Consider the following 17488-nt stretch of genomic DNA (forward strand, 5'->3'; position numbering starts at 1 on the left):
GCGCCCCCTCGGGCCGTCGAAACAGACCCGGAGCGGACGATCGCTCCATCGCAAACGATCGCCCGCTCCGGGAGTCACTGGTCACACACGGCCGGCGGCAAGCCAGGCCGTCAGTGATGTGGGTGTGGGGTGGGTCAGAGGAATGTGATGTCCCAGTGGCTCGGCTCGTTGGCGTAGGTGGTGTGGCCCTGAGGGCGGTGCTCGTAGAACAGCCGGGCGCCGTCGCCGCGGACCCGTCCCCGGTGCTTGCTTCTGATGAACCGGTCGATGCACCGGTTGTGGGCGACGTCGATCTTGTAGCCCTTGCCGTGGCTGTGCACGCCTCCGGCGTGGCCGGTCTCGGTGCCCCCCGTGACCAGGACGTCGCAACCGCTGCGGCGCTTGAGATCGACCAGACCCCACAGCGTCTGCAGTCGCACGGTGGCCAGCGAGGTGCAGGAGTGCCGGTGCCGGTTGACGCAGTTGCCCGACGACCGCCATCGCAGGCCCGCCCGCTGGAGCCGCCGCGCGGCCTGCGGGTGCCGGAGCCGCAGGCCCGGGTACAGCAGATGCTGCCTCCACAGCATCGGGCTGACCATCCCGGAGGCCATGGCGACGCGCTGAGCCATGCGCGGCGACGCCGCCGCGCGCCGCGCGGCGGCCACCCGGACGGCGACCGGCGCCCGGCGGACGCCTACCGCGGGCAGGCCTCGGCGGGCTCCTACTCTGGGCAGGCCTCGGGGGACGCCTGCCGTGGGCAGACCTAGCAGACCTCGGCGGGCTCCTACTGCGGGTAGGCCACGGCGGATGGGGGCGGCCATGCGGAGGAACGCTTCGCGGCGTGAAAGGCCGGCTTCGGGAGCGAAGGACCCCCGGCGTGTGGCCTTCGGCGTGAGTGCTCTTCTACCGGCGCCGGCGGTGTTCACGATGAGGTTCGCGCGCCGTGTCGGAGCGGTCTCGATGGCGAGGCGTGCGCGCCGGGACGGAGCGGCTTCGACGGCAAGGCCTGCTCGCCGGTAGTTCGTGATCGCGCTGGAGGACATGGAGGTGCGGGCCGCCGAGGTCTCCAGAGCGAGGGCCGCCGCGTTCCTTGACGTCGCGGTCACCCTGACGCGGGCGGTCTTCGGGGTCTGCGGGGTCTTCGGGGTCTCCGGGATGACCTTGACCCGAGCCGCTTTGGTGATGGTCGCGGTCGCCTTGAGCCGAGCCGCTTTCCGGAGGGCCGCGGTCGCCCGGGCGGGAGCCGCCTTCGGGGTGGTCGTGGTCAGGGTGGCGCGGGGCGCCTTTCGGGCGAGAGCGGTGTCCGCGGGGGTGGCGGAGCGGGCGAGGGCGGTGTTCGCGGGGGTGGCGGAGCGGGTCAGGGCGGTGCCGGTGCCGGTGCGGGTGGTGGCGGTGCGGGTGGTGGCGCGGCGGACGGCCGCGTCCGGGCCGGCCGCCTCAGGGATGCCCCTTTCGGGTGTGGTCCGTTCCCGCACCGCCGGATCGAGGGCGACCTGCCGCGGGAAGCGGGCTCCGGCGCGGCCGGAGGCCATGCCGGAGCCGCTCGACGTCGTGCCGAGCCGATCGGGCGCGGAGCGGAGGTCCGTGCCGCCCGGCCGTGGAGCGGCCGCCGAGGCGGGCTCCGCCGAACCCAACGCCGTCACTGTGATCTGCACGGCGAGCAACGCGCAGGCACCAAGCCACGCGGGCCCCCGTGTGCATGGATGCACACCCATATTGATCCTCTGTCGCAGGGCGCCCCTCCGCCAGAGGATCTATCCCACCCGCCCAAAGTGCTGACTCCACTACTCTGCGTGTTTTTGCGGGAAAATGGCGGGCATGCTGTGCGTCTGTGACCATGGAGGGTTCCTGGCCGTACAGTTGCCACGTGGTCGAATCGACGCCGAGAGCGCGTGGGGGAGAAAAGACCCGGGAGGTCATCGTCGAGACGGCCCTGCGCCTGTTCAGGGAGCGGGGGTACGAGGCGACGACCATGCGGGCCATCGCGGCCGAGGCGGGCGTCTCCGTAGGAAACGCTTACTACTACTTTTCGTCGAAAGAGCAGTTGGTCCAGGCTTACTACGATCGGGCGCAATGCGAGCACGAGGCCGCCTGCCGGGAGCTCCTGGCGGGCGAGCGCAGGTTCGCGGCCCGGCTGAGCGGGGTGCTGCGTGCCTGGGTCCGGGTGTCCGAGCCGTACCACGGGTTCGCCGTCAAGTTCTTCAAGCACGCCTCGGAGCCGAGCAATCCGCTGAGTCCTTTCAGCGGGGAGTCGGCGCCGGCGCGGGAGGCGGCCATCGCGATCTACCGGGAGGTCGTGGAGGGCTCCGCCGACCGCATCGACGCGGAGCTGCGCGAGGAGCTGCCCGAACTGCTGTGGTTGTCCTCGCTGGGAGTGGTGCTGTTCTGGGTCCATGACACCTCGCCGGGGTGCGAGCGCACGTACCGGTTGATCGAGGTCATGGTGCCGCTGATCGACCGGCTGGTGGGGCTGTCCCATCTGCCGGGCCTGCGCGGGGTGACCAAGGACTTCATCACCGCCATGCGGGAGCTGCGCGCCTGAGCCGCCGCGAAGGGTGGGATGACCCGTGCGCGGCATACCGTCCGGTTGGTATGGTCGGCCGTCAGGAGGTGGACAGTGAAGCGCTGGGGCATCACGATCCCGTTCTTCGACCGCACGATGGCCGAGTCCAAGGAGCTGGTGACCGAGCTGCCCGGGCTCGGTTACACCGACGCCTGGTCCGCCGAGGTCAGCGGCACCGATGGCTTCGTCCCGCTCGCCCTGGCCGCCGACTGGGCGCCCGCGCTCCGGCTGGGCAGCGCGATCATCCCGGTGTCCACCCGGGGTCCGGGCCTGCTCGCCATGTCGGCCGCCACACTCGCCGACCTGGCGCCCGAGCGGTTCGTGCTCGGCATCGGCGCCTCGTCCCCTGTGATCGTCGAACGGTGGAACGCCGGGGAGTTCGTCAAGCCGTACGCCAGGACGCGCGACACGCTGCGCTTCCTCAGGAAGGCCCTCGCGGGCGAGAAGGTCACCGAGAGGTACGAGACCTTCGAGGTGAAGGGCTTCCGGCTGGAGCGGGCGCCGAAGGTGCCACCGAAGATCGTCCTCGCCGCGCTGCGTCCGCGGATGCTGGGCCTGGCGGCGCGGGAGGCCGACGGGGCCATCACCAACTGGCTCTCCCCGCAGGACGTCCGCACCGTGCGCGCCGAGCTCGGCCCGGAGACCGAGCTGATCGCCCGCCTGTTCGTCTGCGTCAGCGAGGACGCGGAGAAGGTCAGGAAGCTCGGCAGGCGCATGCTGGCCGCCTATCTGACGGTGCCGGTGTACGCGGCCTTCCACGACTGGCTGGGACGGGGCGAGGTGCTTCGTCCAATGCACGAGGCGTGGGCGGCGGGCGACCGCAAGGGCGCGCTCGACGCGATCCCGGACGAGGTGGTGGACGCGCTCATCGTGCACGGCGACGCGGCGACCTGCCGGGCGCGCATCGAGGAGTACGTCGCCAACGGGCTGACGACCCCCGTGCTGGCTCCGATCGCGACGGGTGAGGTTCCGATGGCTCAGGCCGTCCGCGACCTCGCTCCGGCCGCCTCCACCTCCTCCCCGGCCGGCTGAGGGCCGCCCGGGGGAGGACGGGCGGCCAGGATGCCCGGCCAAGACGCGTGGCCAAGGCGGGCGAGGAGAGTGCCGGCGGCGAGGTCGGGCGGGAGACCGCGCCCGCGGGCCGTCCGGGGCGGAACTCCGGGACGGAACTCCGGGACGGGGGCGGGCGTTATCCGGGTGCGGTTGGGTAGTGGCGTCCCTCGACGAGTCCCGACCGTGCGCGTGTGGCGGTGGCACAGACGGAGGTGGCCCTCATGAGCAAGGCTGGACGCGCGGCCGCGGCCTACCGCGCCTATCAGGACATCAGCCGCCCGGGCTCGCCCGGGCTGATGGCGCGGCTCAGGGCACTGCCGAGGATGATCGGCGGCGCGCTGCGCGGGGAGTACAGCGACCTGGGCAAGGGCAAGCTCGCTCTGATGGGCCTCGGCATCGTCTACATCGTCTCGCCGATCGACGTGCTGCCCGACTTCCTGCCGCTGATCGGGGTCGCGGACGACTTCGGCGCCTTCCTGTGGCTCATGAGCTCGCTGCTGGGCGAGAGCGGCCGCTACCTCGACTGGGAGCGTAAGCAGGTGCGCGGCGAGGTCTCGGGTGTCTCCGAGGTCTCCGAGGTCTCGCGGCGGCGGCGCCGCTCGCGGGCCTAGTCTTCGCCCTCGCGCAGCAGCCAGGCCCGGGACGGCAGGGGATGGCCGAACAGACGGGCGGCGTTGCCGTAGGCCACCCTGCCGATGTCGGCCGGGGGAAGGCTGCCCAGGTTGCGGGCCAGGGCCTGCTGGACATCCGGCCAGGTGGACTCCGAGCGCGGGTAGCCGCTCTCGAGCAGGACGTGCTCGAGCCCGACGGCCAGGCGCACGCCGGACAGCGCGTAGTCGTCCAGCGTGCCGAAGTAGAAGTTGCGGCGGAGCACCTCGCTCGGCTTGAGCCCGCCCTCCCAGGTCGCCTCGTCCGCGACCGGATGGTCCAGGGCGTAGTCGGCCCGCGCGGCCAGCATGGGCAGCCATCCGACGCCGCCCTCGACGATGAGGATGCGCAGCTTGGGGAAGCGCAGCGGGATGCCCGACCAGAGCCAGTCGGCGCAGGCGAACATCGCGCTCGCCGGGATCATCGTGGTGATGGCCTCGATGGGCGTGTCCGGCGAGGGCACCGGCGACCACGACGAGGCGCCGGTGTGCAGGCAGACGACCGTGCCGGTCTCTTCGCAGGCGGCGAAGAACGGATCCCAGTGGCCGGTGTGGATGGAGGGCAGCCGCAGCCGGGTCGGGAACTCGGGGAAGACCACCGCCTTGAACCCGCGGGCGGCGTTGGCGCGGATCTCCTTGGCGGCGACCTCGGGGTCGGGCAGCCAGGGGAGCTGGAGCGCGATGATGCGCTCGGGGTAGGTGCCGGCCCAGACGTCGCAGTGCCAGTCGTTCCACGCGCGGATGAGCGCGAGGCCGAGATCCTGGTCGCGGGTCTTGGCGAAGGCCATGCCCGCCTGCACGGCCAGCATGCCGGGGAAGCTGAGCGCGGCCCAGACCCCGGCGATGTCCATGTCCTTGACGCGGGCCTCGATGTCGTGGCAGCCGGGCCGCATCTCCTCGAAGCGCACCGGGTCGAGCGTCCACTGGTCGCGCGGAAGGCCGGCGCCGGCGTCCATGCCGGCGCACGCGTAGGTGGCTCCGCCGTATCGCCACACCTGATGGCCCGCGTCGGTCTCGACGACCTTGGGGGCCATGTCGACGTACCTCTCGGGAAGCCGGCCTTCGAACAGATCCGGCGGTTCGATCAGGTGATCGTCGACGCTGATGATCACATAATCTCGCCGCCTCGGCTCGGGGTCAGGGGGCAGCGATGAGTTCACAGGGAAAACCGTATGCCGCAGGAATAACACCAGACAAGCTGGGAGGTCTCCGATCGGTATCCGTTCGCGCGCGCAGCGGTGTCCGCCGCCGTGAGAGCCCTTACCTCAAAACGTGACGATTACGACAAGCGGTCGGTCACGGGACGCTCGCTCGCGGCGCGGAAAGCGGCCGGTGGCAGGCCCGTGGCCGCCGGTGGCAGCCCGGTGGCAGGCCGGTGGGAGGCGGCCGTCAATGGCCGCCGGTGGCGGGGGCTTCCCCGGCGACCGGCTGGTCGGCGCCGGGAGCGGGGAGGGCGTCGGCGGCCGGGGCGGCGTCGCTCTCGGCCCTGAGGTCGTGCGCCTCGCGGCGGATCAGGGTGAACCACCCGCCGATCGCGATGCCGATGAACAGCCACCACTGGACGGCGTAGGCGAGGTTGAGGCCGCCGCCTCCGCCCAGGTCGGGCTCGGGGACCGGGTCCGGCGCGGCGGCGGCCACGGGCTGCTGCGCCGTCAGCTCGACGTATCCGCCGAACAGCTTGTACGGCATCATCCGGGCGAGCTTCGCGGTGTCGATCAGCAGGACCTGGCGGGGCGGGAGCCCGGTGCGGTCGGTGATGCCGGTGTTGTCCTCGGTCTCCGCGGGGCGTAGCCGGCCGGTGACACTTACCTCACCCGCGGTGGGCGGCGGCACCTCCGGCGGGGCCTCGGCGGTCGGTCCCATTCGCACCCAGCCGCGGTTGACGACGACGGCGGCGCCGTCCGCGGTCACCAGCGGAGTGATCACGTAGAAACCGGCCTGCCCGTTCTGCGGGCGGCGGCGAACCACCAGCTCATGCGCCTGATCGAAGCGGCCGGTGACCGTGACGGTGCGGAACTTCACCGCCTCGGGCACGCTCGCGCCCGGCCGGTCCAGCTCGGCGAGCGGGACGGTCGCCGCGGCGATGTTGGCGTGCGCCCGCTCGCTGGCCGCCGACCGCTCCTCGTAGCGCCCGAACTGCCATCTGCCCAGGAAGACGAACGCGGGGATGAGCAGCAGGACCAGCAGGTGGAACGCCAGCCATCGCGGTCTCAGCAGGAACCGGTACACGCTTTCAGCCTAGGCAGGCCGGTGAGTGGTCCAGGACCCGGCCACGGCAGGCGGCCACCGGATCACGCCATGCGCGTCCTTGTACGTGGTGAAGGTCCCCCCACCGGCCGATCATGATCTCGTGGAACCACTCGCGGACGGGGGAGGCATGCCGTACGGTCGTACCGATTTCATCCACGGCACGTCGCTCTGTCCCGCAGGAGCCGTCTCGCATATGACCGCGTCCACTCTCGCGTTGCCGTCCGCCGCCGCCCCGCACCCGGCGTTGCCGAGGATCTCCGTTCTCGTCCGGCACGCGGCGCCGCGCGTGCTGGAGGGCATGATCCTGCCCGTCGCCGTGTTCTACGCGGGCCTGCTGGTGGCCGGGGTCAACGGCGGGCTGGCCATGGCGGTGGCCTGGGTGTACGGAGGGGCCGCGCTGCGGCTGATCAGGCGGCAGAGCGTTCCCGGCACCGTGCTGCTGGCGATACTGGCGATCACGGTGCGGGCGGCGCTGGCGCTGGTCACCGGCGACGTGGTCATCTACTTCCTGCAGCCGACGCTCGGCGTGTTCTGCGCGAGCCTGGCCTTCCTGGCCACGGCCGCCGCGCCGCGCCCGCTGATCCAGCGGGTCACCACCGACCTGGTGCCGCTGCCCGAGCATCTGCTCCACCATCCGGTGATGCGCCGGTTCTTCAGGCACCTGTCGCTGTTGTGGGGAACGGTGCAGTTCGTCAACGGGACGCTGAGCCTGTGGCTGCTGTTCAGCGAGTCGATCCAGACCTACCTGATCGTCCGGACGTCCGCGGTGGCCGTCCTCATGGTCGCCGCGGCGGGGGTCTCGCTGCTGGCCTTCCGACGGGTGCTCCGCGTCCTGCAGAGGTCGTGACCGGGCGGCCGTGAGTCGCGGCCGGGACGGGCTCGGGGCCGGTCGCCCAATGCCCGGGCGCCGGGCGGCAGGGCGGATGCCCGGCGTCAGCCGGCCAGGCGCGCGCCGGGGCCGAGGCGGGGGGTGACCTCGCGGGGCGAGGGCACCTCGTGGCCGTCCGCGCAGCGCATGTGCAGTTCGACGGGGGAGCCGCAGTCGCGGTGGGTCAGGACGACCGAGGGGCCGTCGGGGTCGGCCACGTAGCGGTCGCCCCAGTGCATCAGGCTGACCATGATCGGGTACAGGTCGAGGCCCGCCTGCGTGAGGCGGTACTCGTCGCGGCTGCGGCTGCCGGGCTCGCGGTAGGGGACCTTGCGGAGCAGCCCTTCCTCGACCAGCCGCGTGAGGCGGGCGCTGAGCACCTGGCGGGGGGCGCCGGTGCCGGCCTGCATGTCGGCGAACCGGCGCACGCCGTTGAAGATCTCCCGTAGCACGAGGAGCGTCCATTTCTCGCCGATGACCGCGAGCGTGCGCTCGATCGAGCAGTTCTCCACCCGGAAATGGGTTCGCCCGGACATGGAGGCATCGTAGGCGTTCATTTCCCTCCCTCCAATGCGGCTAAGTCTAGTTGACAGACTCAGGCGGGCTGGGCGAGTCTGGGTTCATGATTCAGACTCAGGCCGACTCGCGTCGTGCGCTCCTCTCCGCTCCCGGGACGCCCGCGCCCCGACCGGGTACGGCGCCGGTCGCCGCGGTGCGCGTCCGTCCCGCACGGATGGACGACGAGGACAGAGTGCGGGCCTTCGTCGCCGGCCTGTCCCTGCGCAGCCAGTCGCTGCGCTTCTTCGGCGGAGTCTCGCGGCCCGGCAGGGCGCTGGTGAGCGCCATGGTCACCGTCGGCGAGGCGCGCGACGTCCTGCTGGCCGTGGACGCCGGCGAGCGGATCATCGGGCACGCGATGAGCTTCACCCGGGACGGGTCGACCGAGATCGCGGTGGTCGTCGCCGACGAGTGGCAGGGCGTGGGGCTCGGCTCGCGGCTCGTGCGCAGGCTGCTCGCCCGTGCCGTCGCCCGCGGCGCGACGGCGGTGACCATGGACGTCATGGGGGAGAACCGCAAGGTGCTGTCCATGGTCGCCCGGTGGTGGCCGCACGCGCGGATGCGCGTGGTCTCCGGCACCGTCGAGATCGCCGCGTCGCTCGAGGCGGCGCCGGCCGGCTGAGTCGCACGCCCCGCCGCCGCCGTCGCTCCCAAGGTCGTTAGGATGGGGTGCGCTCGGAGGGTTGTGCCCCGGGGTTTGCAGAACAAGGTTCTGTTGAGTCACCATTGACATCGTGAAGACCGCGAAGAACGGACGAGACGGCCGCACCCGCATCATCGAGGGTGCCCTGCGCCGCTTCAGCCAGGACGGAGTCTCGGCCACGACGCTCGCCAGCCTCCGCGAAGAGAGCGGCGTCAGCGTGGGGAGCTTCTACCACCACTTCGCCAGCAAGGAACACGTCTTCGGGGTGCTCTACTCCGAGATCCAGAACATGTACCAGCAGGCGTTCGTGGAAGAGCTGTGCCGCCATGACAGCGCCCGGGGCGGCATCGAGGCGATCGTCGCCATGCACATGGCCTGGTGTGGCGAGCACCCCGAGCGGGCCCGCATCCTGATCAGCGAACGCCCGCCCCGCCGTGACGAGCCGGGCGGCCCCGAGGTCGCCGAGTCCCGGCGGGCCTTCTTCCGCCAGGTGTCCGACTGGTGGCGCCCGCACATGAAGGACGGCGTGCTGCGGCCGGTGCATCCCACCATGTGCTACGTGCTGTGGCTCGGCCCGGCCACCGAGATGTGCCGCCTGTGGTTCTCCGGGGCCCACCAGCCGACCGAGGAGGAGATCAGGTCCCTCTGTGAGGCCGCCTGGCTGAGCCTCCGGCTCGCCTGACCCGGCGCGCCTGCGGCCGGGGGTCCCGGCGGGCCGCCTAGAGTGGGCCACCCCCGTTCCGCGCGGCACAGGATGGGGGCGACCATCATGGAGGTAGGGCTCGGGCTGCCCGTCGGTGACCTCGCGGTGCTGCGCGACTGGGCGTCCCGCGCCGAGGCCGGTCCGTTCTCGGCCCTCGGCCTGCTCGACCGCCTCGTCTACGACAACCCCGAGCCGCTGGTCACCCTCGCAGTCATCGCCGGGGCCACCTCCCGCGTCCGCCTGATGACCGAGGTGCTGGTCGCGCCCCTGCGACCGGTCGCCCTGCTCGCCAAGCAGTGCGCCACGCTCGACCGGCTCTCCGGCGGCCGCCTGACGCTCGGGATCGGCGTCGGCGTGCGCGAGGACGACTTCCAGGTCGCGCAGGTCGACTACCGCGGGCGCGGCCGGCGCCTGGACGAGCAGATGAGGACCATGCGGCGCCTGTGGGCCGGCGAGGCGTACGGCGGGGGCGCCGGGCCGATCGGGCCCGCACCGGCCCGCGCCGGAGGTCCCGAAGTGCTCTTCGGCGGCTTCGTCCCGGCGACCGCCGACCGCGTGGCGCACCACGGCGACGGTTTCCTCGGGGCGATGTTCGGGCCGCAGGACATGGGCCGCTTCTTCCGGACGGTGGAGCGGGCGTGGCGGTCGGCCGGGCGCGAGGGCCGTCCACGGCTGGTCGCGCAGGCCAACGTGGCCCTCGGCCCCGACCAGGTCGTGGACGACGCCGGGCGGGCCCTGCGGGCGTACTACGACTTCGGCGACTACCGGCACAAGGTGGTCCAGGGGCTGCTGACCACGCCGGACGCCGTGAGGCACGCCGTCACGGCCTTCGGCGACGTGGGCGCCGACGAGGTGATGCTCTACTGCTGGTCCGCCGACCCCGGCCAGGTCGGGCGCATCGCCGACGCCCTTCCTTGAGCCGACCGCTCCTGCGGTGCCCCTTCCCATTTCGGCGCGCCCGTGCACCGAAAGCTCTAATCGTCTTGACAAAAAAGTTTGTCGGTGAGACGGTACGACCAGAGGCGCTGATCGGGCCCCGCGAAGGCGGCGATCACGCCGGGGACGACCGCGTGAACGACCACCGACCACGAAGGAATGTGCGATGAACGCCAATGGTGAGATCACCCCCGACCTGCGGGCCGGGCGGCGCGAATGGATCGGGCTCGCCGTGCTGGCCCTGCCCACTCTGCTGATGTCGCTGGACATCAGCGTGCTGTACCTGGCGCTTCCCCAGCTGAGCCGGGGCCTCGGCGCCGACTCCACCCAGCAGCTGTGGATCCTGGACATCTACTCGTTCATGCTCGCCGGGTTCCTGGTCACCATGGGCACCCTCGGCGACCGCATCGGCCGTCGCAAGCTCCTGCTGGCCGGCGCCGCGGCCTTCGGCGCCGCCTCGATCCTGGCCGCGTACTCGGTCACCCCGCAGATGCTCATCGCCTCCCGTGCGCTGCTCGGCATCGCCGGGGCCTCGCTCATGCCCTCCACGATGGCGCTGATCCGCAACATGTTCCGCGACCCCAAGCAGATGGGCGCCGCGATCGGCATCTGGTTCGCCTGCTTCATGGGCGGCATGACGGTCGGCCCGCTGGTCGGCGGGCTGCTCCTCGAGCACTTCTGGTGGGGCTCGGCCTTCCTGCTCGGCGTCCCGGTCATGGCGCTGCTGCTGGTCGTCGGCCCGCGCCTGCTGCCGGAGTACCGCGACCCGAACGCCGGCCGCCTCGACCTGGCGAGCGTCGCGCTGTCCCTGGCGGCGATCCTGCCCGCCATCTACGGCCTGAAGGAACTGGCCCGCGACGGCGCGCACGCACTGCCCGTCGCCTCCCTGGTCGCCGGTGTCGCCGTGGGCGCCGTGTTCGTCCTGCGCCAGCGCGGGCTCGCCAACCCGCTGCTCGACCTGCGGCTGTTCGCCAACCGCACCTTCAGCACCGCGATGGGCGTCGGGCTGGGGGCGGGCGTCGTGATGGCGGGCACCACCCTGCTGTCCAGTCTCTACCTGCAGACCGTGCAGGGCCTCGGCCCGATGGACTCCGGCCTGTGGCTCCTCCCGCAGAACGTGGCCATGGTGGCCGGCTCGATGGTCGCCCCGGCGCTGGCCCGCAGGATCCGCCCCGCCTACGTCATCGCCACCGGCCTGCTGATCGCCGGCGCCGGTCTGGTCGCCCACACCCAGGTCCCGGCCGTCGACGGCCTGCCGCTGCTGGTCACCGGCCTGGTGCTGGCGTCCTTCGGCATCGCCCTGCCGATGTCGCTCACCATGAACCTCATCATGGGCTCGGTCCCGCCGGAGAAGGCCGGTTCCGCCGCCTCGATCACCGAGACCAGCGGCGAGTTCGGCGTCGCCCTGGGCGTCGCGGCCATGGGCAGCCTCGGCACCTTCGTCTACCGCACCGAGCTCACCGGCGGCCTGCCCTCGGGCGTCCCGGCCGGCGCGGCCGACACGGCGCACCAGAGCATCACCGCCGCGCTCGGCGCCGCGCAGCAGGTCGGCGGGCAGCTCGCCGCCGACCTGGTCGAGACGGCCCGGGCCGCCTTCACCAGCGGGCTGAACGTCGTCGCCGCCGTCGGCGCGACCGTCTTCATCGGCCTGGCCGTCCTGTCGGCGATCGTCCTGCGGGACAGCGGCGTCCCGGCCGGTCAGCCCGCTCAGCCCGAGGACACCGACGCGGCCGGTGCGGTCCTGGCGAGCGTGAACTGACCCTCGGAACCGAGAGCCCGCAACCCCGGGACCCCTCCCCCGGAAAGCCGGAGCCGGGTGGCCACGACGGATCGTCGGCCACCCGGCTCCATCCATATGCCGGGCAGGGCGCGGCCGGGGCGGTCAGGCGGAGGCCCCGCCGACCGGCGTACCGGCGGGGCCGGACGCCGTGGGCTCGGGACCACTCGCCGGGGTCGAAGGGCCAGGGTCCGTCGCCGACAGGTCGAGACCCGACCCCGGGGGGTCGAGACCGGCCCCGGATGCCGGGCCGGGATCGGGCGTCCGCGACGCGGATTCCCTGTGGTGGGCGGCCACGGCCAGATCCAGCAGGAACGGCGCGAACAGCCCCGCGAGCGCGGCCGCGATCCTGATGGGGATGGACTCCCCGGCGAGCATCGCCGAGACGATCGCGAGCGCCATGGACGCCGCGGTGAGCAGGGCGGTCCGCCGGCGCGGGATCCGACGGACGTGGGCGATCAGGGGAGGCACGGCGTCGCCCACGGCCAGGCCGGCGACGTAGGCGCCGCAGACCAGGACTCCGACCGCGACGACGACGCCGGGCGGCGGATGACCCGTGATGTGCGAGATCGCGGCCGCGATCGCACCGGAGGCCACCGCGGCGGTCCGGTGCGGGGTCGAGATCGGCATGGAGCCGCGTCCTTTCAAGGGAGTCCGCTATGAAGAAGCGCCCCGCGCGGAGGGCGTCAGAAGTCGGCTGTCAGATCGGTGAGCACCGTTCCGAGGGACGCTGGGTCGGTGGCGTAGTACACCCCCCCGGACGTGGCGTCGGCGATCCTGGCCATTGCTTCGGCGGCCTTGTCGTCGATGTCCCCGCCGTAGGCGACGAGCATCACGCGGACCGCACACCTGCCGTTGACGGGATGGCTCAACTCGTTGACCAGCCGGTCCAGCTCGCGCCCGCCGTCCTTGGCGTTCGCGCCGTCGGTGAGGACGACGACCGTGCCGGTCTCGCCGCCCGTGCACCCGTCTGCGACCTTCTCGACGGCGTCCGCGATGCTGTCGTACAGGCCCGTCCTGCGGTGCACGCCGTCGTGCCTGGCGGTGAAGAATCGCTGGAACGCGGCGCGGACCTCGGCCGCGGTGCTCTTCGAGGTGACCGGGGAGAACGGCCGGATGTCCTCCCAGTCGCGACCCTTCTCCGGGTGCAGGGTCGCGAACACCCGGACCCCGAGCCGGTCGCCCTCGTGGAAGGCCGCGAGCATCTGGGCGACCCCCGCGAGCGCGATGTCGATCTTGGTTGCGCCGGTGTCCCGTACGGGGTCGCTCATCGAGCCGGAGTAGTCGACGAGCACTTCGGTGCGCAGCGGCTTGCGAAGCTCGGTCGCCCACACGGTGAGCGCGTCGTCCAACACCCCGCGCGGGCAATGGTCGTCGGCGGTGACGCAGGGCGGAAGGCGCAGATGGTAACCCTCCAGCACCCGGTCGTAGACCGACCTGTCCGGATACAGCTTCTTGATCTGCGGGCCGCCGAGGACGTATTTGCCGGTCTCCTGGTCGGGGATCCGGAAGCCGAAGTCCTGGAACTCCCTCTGTTGTTCCGGCTGGAGAAGGTGGTCACGGAAGTCGCGGGCCGCCCGGTTCTCCACCTCATGCAGCTTCGGCTCGGGGTCGATGAGGACGAACGGGTGGTCCGACATCAGCGAGCGGTCGGCCAGGAAGATCGGCGACAGCGGGTCCTGCGGCTCCTCGCCCTTCGTGGCGCTCCGGCAGCCGAGCCCGACCTGCCGACCGGTGTTGTACGACCACACCGTCTGCTCGTCCACCACGACCGCCTGCCTGACCTTGCCGTCGGCGGACTCGCGGGTCAGCTCGCACAACAGGTCGTTGGTGGTCGCGCCGTAGTGGGTGAAGGCCTTCTCCATCCGCCGCACGCCGTCGCGCGCCCGCTTGCGCAGATCGAGGATGCGGGAGTCGGGCGTCCCATCGTCCGTGTCCCGCACCACGTCGTAGATCATCTGGGCCGCGCCCTCGTTGGGCGGGTCGCCGGCGGCCTCCCAGATCATGCCGAGCTCGGCGGCCAGCCCCATCGTGGACAGGTTGGGGTTGGTCTTCCCCAGGGCCGGGTCACAACCGGTGGGGTAGCAGGTGGTCAGCGCCTTCCAGGTGATGGTGTCGCCGGAGAGCTTGCTGAGCTTGTCCCTGTGCGACCGGGGCACCGCGACGACCATCGGCGAGCGGGCCAGGGACCGGGGCGCGGTGTTCTCCAGCCCGAGCTGGTTGTCGGTGCAGGTGAAGGCGGTCTGCTTACTCCCGCACGAGTCGGTGCGCTCCTTGAGCTGGACCCACCACATGGTGGAGGCCGGGAGCCAGATCAGCGGGTAGTCGTCGAACGGCCCGGGGGTGTCCACCGCGCCCGGCATGTCGTGCCGGCGCCAGGCCTCGATCAGCTTGAGCAGCACCGATCCCGACTGGGACTCCAGGACGTCCAGGCAGACACGCCTGCCGTCCACCTCGTGGCCGTGCGGGCCGGTGAACTCCTGCGCCAGCCGCCGCATGGCGTCGATCTTGTCGATGGACGCGATGACCGGGATCCGCGTGTCGCCGACGCAACCCGTCCCCTGCGGCTTCGTGGTCAGGCCTCCCGAGAACGGGATCAGTGCGGAAGCGGCCAGGACGGCGGCCACCGCACCGCTGAACCGGAACCGACGTGAAAGACCGGCCAAGGTGCTCCCTCTGAGAAATCGCTACGAGAGCCATATGGTGCCAGATATCGCCATTCACAACTGTATCGATGGCGAATGCCGGTCCGTGCGGACGGGGTCATGTCGAATTCAGTGAACGCGCCGGTGAATGTGGATCGCATCTATTCCCGCATACGGCCCGGCCGGATGCGGGACCGTTCTGTGGTGAGGGTGAACCCGCAGGTCGGCACACCGGGGGCGTCCGCCCGGTATGCCAACCTGCGGATAGTGACATTCTCTACTTGTCATGATTTGTCGTTGATGCTCCCCTTGGTGGGTGGAGGAGCCTCACGCGCAAGAACTTCCGCGCATGACGATTCCGGCGGGAAATTCGACAGGGACGCCCGGATATCTCACGCCTGCTGTGGGAGCCGGTCGCGGAGTCCTGCCTGCTGGATCCAGGCCGGGTACGGAGGAAGGGACTCGCGGCTCACCTCGTCGAGGCGGGCCAGATCGTCCTCGGTCAGCGTCAGATCGGCCGCCGCGAGGTTGTCGGTGAGCTGGTCCACCCGCCTGGCGCCGATGATGACGCTGGTGACGGCGGGCTGTGCCAGCACCCAGGCGAGCGCGACGCGGGCCGCACTCACCTCGTGGCGGGCGGCGACGGCCTTGAGCACGTCGATGACGTCGTAGGCCTTCTCCGTGTCGACCGGCACGAACTGCGCCTGCGCGTGCCGCGCGCCGGCGTCGGAGACGCCGTTCCGGTCGGTCTTGCCCGACAGCAGGCCGCCGGCGAGCGGGCTCCACACCATCAGGGCCAGCTCCTCCGACCGCAGCATCGGGATCAGCTCCCGCTCGACGTCGCGTCCCACCAGCGAGTAGTACGACTGCACCGAGACGAACTCCGTCAGGCCGCGCGCCGCCGACACGCCGAGCGCCTTGGCGACCTCCCAGGCCGCGAGGTTCGAGCAGCCGATGTAGCGGATCTTGCCCTGGCGCACCGCGTCGTCCAGCGCGCGCAGCGTCTCCTCGATCGGCGTGTGCGGGTCGATGCTGTGGATCTGGTACAGGTCGATGTGGTCGGTCCCCAGCCTGCGCAGGCTGTCCTCGAGGCTGCGCGCGAGGTGCAGGCGTGAGAGGCCGACGTCGTTCGGGCCCGGCCCGGTGCGGGCGGCGAGCTTGGTGGCCAGGACGACATCGTCGCGGCGGCCCTTGAGGGCCCGGCCGAGCAGCGTCTCGGACTCGCCGTCCGCGTACATGTCGGCGGTGTCGATGAAGTTGACCCCCGCGTCCAGGGCGGTGCCGACGATCTGGTCGGTGTCGTCCTGCCCCAGCCCGCCGACCATCTTGAACACCGGGTGGTCGGCGCCGCCGAACGTCATCGCGCCCAGGCAGAGCTCGGATACGTAGACCCCCGTACGGCCCAACGGTCGATATTTCATGTTTTGTCCCCCTTGTTACCGTTCGTCTTGCAGGTTACGGAGTTCGTCGACGACAATCCATGCGTGAAAGTCCGTTTTTCTTGAGCGATCGTCCGGAGGTCGCGTGGACCCTCTGTCGAACGTGCTGTCGCTGCTGAACGTGGAGAGCGCCCTGCCCCTGCGTTTCGAGGCGGGCGGCTCCTGGGCGATGACCTTCGACGGGTACCCGCACGTGAAGTGCGGCGCCGTGCTCGCCGGTTCGTGCTGGATCGCCGTCGGCGACCTCGCGCCCGTGCTGGTCGAGGCCGGCGACTGCTACCTGATCAACGGCGGCGTCCCGTACCGCATGTTCAGCGACCCGCTGGTCGAGCCCGTCCACGCCTCCGTCGTGTTCCGCGAGACCGTGGACGCGGTGCTCCGCTGGGGCGGGGACGAGGTCGTCATCGTCGGTGGGCCGATCACGCTGGACATGGCGAACGCCCGGCTGCTGCTGGACGTCCTGCCGCCGTTCGTCCACGCGCCCGCCGAGTCCGACCAGGCCGAGGTGCTGCAGGCGGCGCTGCGGCTGCTGGCCAGGGAGAACGCCGCCCCGGGGCTCGGCAGCGAGTTCATGACCGACCGGGTCGCGCAGATCATCTTCATCCAGATCCTGCGCGCCCACGCGCGAGCCGCCTCAGGGGAGGGCCGCGCGCCGGGCGGCTGGCTCAGCGCCCTCATGGACCCGCAGATCGGCGCGGCCCTGCGGCTCATGCACCAGGACAACGGGCGCCGGTGGACGGTGGCCGAGCTGGCCGCCGAGGTCGGCATGTCACGGTCGAGCTTCGCGGACAGGTTCAGGGCGGCCGTCGGCTCTGCGCCGCTGGACTACCTGCTGCGCTGGCGCATGCACTCGGCCGGTCAGGATCTGCGGGCGACCGGCCGGACGATCAGCGCCGTGGCGGCCGCCTGGGGCTACGGCTCCGAGAGCGCCTTCAGCAACGCCTTCAAGCGCGTGATGGGCGTCTCTCCGCGGGCCTACCGCGCAGGCCGCGGGGCGGCGCGAGCGGCTAGGTGAGCTGACGGAGGCGGGTGGGGACGCGCCAGACCTCCTTGTCCAGGGAGATGTCCAGGCGCATGTCCATGCGGTGGCGGCGCAGGCCGGGGACCCGGAAGCGGTCGTGCACGTCGAAGCGCCCGCGGCGGGGATAGCCGAACCCGAGCGCGTCGGGCAGCACGCGCAGATCGTCCCGGTTGCCGCAGCGCGGACAGGTCCACGCGACCAGGTCCATGCCGCGGTTGTAGTCGTGGCAGGCGAGGAAGTACTCCTCCGGACGGAACCGGGACTCGCAGGCGAAGCACGGGATCAGCATGGAGATCCGCTCCTTGGTGCAGGTGGTGCGGGCGTACGCCCCAGGTCTACCTGTACCCGCTTACGTGCGGCTTGCCGTTCACTTGAGCGCCCGGTACCCCAGGTTGATCCGCCGAGG

17 protein-coding genes are annotated in these 17488 nt (G+C 71.6%); 9 read left to right on the forward strand and 8 right to left on the reverse strand.

Annotated features, from left to right (window positions below):
- Positions 1 to 134 precede the first annotated feature (134 nt).
- Positions 135 to 1613, reverse strand: coding sequence for a hypothetical protein (locus tag ACFQSB_RS29430; RefSeq protein ID WP_380830120.1), 1479 nt, complete (start codon positions 1611 to 1613; stop codon positions 135 to 137).
- A 233-nt stretch (positions 1614 to 1846) separates the two neighbouring features.
- Here ACFQSB_RS29430 and ACFQSB_RS29435 point away from each other — a divergent pair, with 233 nt between their 5' ends.
- The 3 genes from ACFQSB_RS29435 to ACFQSB_RS29445 all read left to right on the forward strand — a co-directional run bounded on the left by ACFQSB_RS29435 (position 1847) and on the right by ACFQSB_RS29445 (position 4206).
- Entirely contained in the window at positions 1847 to 2521 is a 675-nt protein-coding gene (locus tag ACFQSB_RS29435; protein ID WP_354851656.1) for a TetR/AcrR family transcriptional regulator, read from the forward strand.
- A gap of 75 nt (positions 2522 to 2596) precedes the next feature.
- Positions 2597 to 3574: an LLM class F420-dependent oxidoreductase gene (locus tag ACFQSB_RS29440; protein ID WP_380830121.1), complete on the forward strand. Its 978-nt coding sequence runs from the start codon at positions 2597 to 2599 to the stop codon at positions 3572 to 3574.
- A 242-nt stretch (positions 3575 to 3816) separates the two neighbouring features.
- On the forward strand, positions 3817 to 4206 hold the full coding sequence (locus ACFQSB_RS29445) for a YkvA family protein (RefSeq protein WP_354851651.1): 390 nt from the start codon (positions 3817 to 3819) through the stop codon (positions 4204 to 4206).
- Here ACFQSB_RS29445 and ACFQSB_RS29450 read toward each other — a convergent pair.
- Complete coding sequence (locus ACFQSB_RS29450) at positions 4203 to 5402, reverse strand: amidohydrolase family protein (protein WP_354851648.1); 1200 nt, start codon at positions 5400 to 5402, stop codon at positions 4203 to 4205. The genes ACFQSB_RS29445 and ACFQSB_RS29450 overlap by 4 nt on opposite strands.
- A gap of 229 nt (positions 5403 to 5631) precedes the next feature.
- Positions 5632 to 6471: an SURF1 family cytochrome oxidase biogenesis protein gene (locus ACFQSB_RS29455; protein ID WP_380830122.1), complete on the reverse strand. Its 840-nt coding sequence runs from the start codon at positions 6469 to 6471 to the stop codon at positions 5632 to 5634.
- Between the two features lie 214 nt (positions 6472 to 6685).
- Between ACFQSB_RS29455 and ACFQSB_RS29460 the strand changes: the two genes are divergently transcribed.
- Entirely contained in the window at positions 6686 to 7339 is a 654-nt protein-coding gene (locus tag ACFQSB_RS29460; protein ID WP_380830123.1) for a VC0807 family protein, read from the forward strand.
- Between the two features lie 86 nt (positions 7340 to 7425).
- Here ACFQSB_RS29460 and ACFQSB_RS29465 read toward each other — a convergent pair whose 3' ends face one another.
- Positions 7426 to 7896, reverse strand: a complete 471-nt coding sequence (locus ACFQSB_RS29465) for a winged helix-turn-helix transcriptional regulator (protein ID WP_354851641.1) — start codon at positions 7894 to 7896, stop codon at positions 7426 to 7428.
- Between the two features lie 86 nt (positions 7897 to 7982).
- Here ACFQSB_RS29465 and ACFQSB_RS29470 point away from each other — a divergent pair, with 86 nt between their 5' ends.
- The 4 genes from ACFQSB_RS29470 (at position 7983) to ACFQSB_RS29485 (ending at position 11959) form a co-directional block, all read left to right on the forward strand.
- On the forward strand, positions 7983 to 8540 hold the full coding sequence (locus tag ACFQSB_RS29470; protein WP_380830124.1) for a GNAT family N-acetyltransferase: 558 nt from the start codon (positions 7983 to 7985) through the stop codon (positions 8538 to 8540).
- Positions 8541 to 8652: 112 nt separating this feature from the next.
- Complete coding sequence (locus ACFQSB_RS29475; protein ID WP_354851637.1) at positions 8653 to 9243, forward strand: TetR/AcrR family transcriptional regulator; 591 nt, start codon at positions 8653 to 8655, stop codon at positions 9241 to 9243.
- 87 nt (positions 9244 to 9330) lie between these two features.
- Positions 9331 to 10182, forward strand: coding sequence for an LLM class flavin-dependent oxidoreductase (locus ACFQSB_RS29480; protein WP_380830125.1), 852 nt, complete (start codon positions 9331 to 9333; stop codon positions 10180 to 10182).
- A 184-nt stretch (positions 10183 to 10366) separates the two neighbouring features.
- Positions 10367 to 11959, forward strand: coding sequence for an MFS transporter (locus ACFQSB_RS29485; RefSeq protein WP_380830126.1), 1593 nt, complete (start codon positions 10367 to 10369; stop codon positions 11957 to 11959).
- A 123-nt stretch (positions 11960 to 12082) separates the two neighbouring features.
- On the opposite strand, the gene ACFQSB_RS29490 is transcribed toward ACFQSB_RS29485, so the two are convergent.
- The 3 genes from ACFQSB_RS29490 to ACFQSB_RS29500 form a co-directional block, all read right to left on the reverse strand.
- Positions 12083 to 12607, reverse strand: coding sequence for a hypothetical protein (locus tag ACFQSB_RS29490; protein WP_380830127.1), 525 nt, complete (start codon positions 12605 to 12607; stop codon positions 12083 to 12085).
- Between the two features lie 56 nt (positions 12608 to 12663).
- On the reverse strand, positions 12664 to 14643 hold the full coding sequence (locus tag ACFQSB_RS29495; protein WP_380830128.1) for a substrate-binding domain-containing protein: 1980 nt from the start codon (positions 14641 to 14643) through the stop codon (positions 12664 to 12666).
- A 371-nt stretch (positions 14644 to 15014) separates the two neighbouring features.
- Positions 15015 to 16043, reverse strand: coding sequence for an aldo/keto reductase (locus ACFQSB_RS29500; RefSeq protein ID WP_380830129.1), 1029 nt, complete (start codon positions 16041 to 16043; stop codon positions 15015 to 15017).
- 103 nt (positions 16044 to 16146) lie between these two features.
- Between ACFQSB_RS29500 and ACFQSB_RS29505 the strand changes: the two genes are divergently transcribed.
- On the forward strand, positions 16147 to 17076 hold the full coding sequence (locus tag ACFQSB_RS29505; protein ID WP_380830130.1) for an AraC family transcriptional regulator: 930 nt from the start codon (positions 16147 to 16149) through the stop codon (positions 17074 to 17076).
- Here the strand turns inward: ACFQSB_RS29505 and ACFQSB_RS29510 are convergent.
- Positions 17069 to 17371: a hypothetical protein gene (locus tag ACFQSB_RS29510; RefSeq protein ID WP_354851618.1), complete on the reverse strand. Its 303-nt coding sequence runs from the start codon at positions 17369 to 17371 to the stop codon at positions 17069 to 17071. The genes ACFQSB_RS29505 and ACFQSB_RS29510 overlap by 8 nt on opposite strands.
- Positions 17372 to 17488: the final 117 nt, after the last annotated feature.

The sequence above is a fragment of the Sphaerisporangium rhizosphaerae genome (assembly GCF_042665155.1).
Lineage (GTDB): Bacteria > Actinomycetota > Actinomycetes > Streptosporangiales > Streptosporangiaceae > Sphaerisporangium > Sphaerisporangium rhizosphaerae.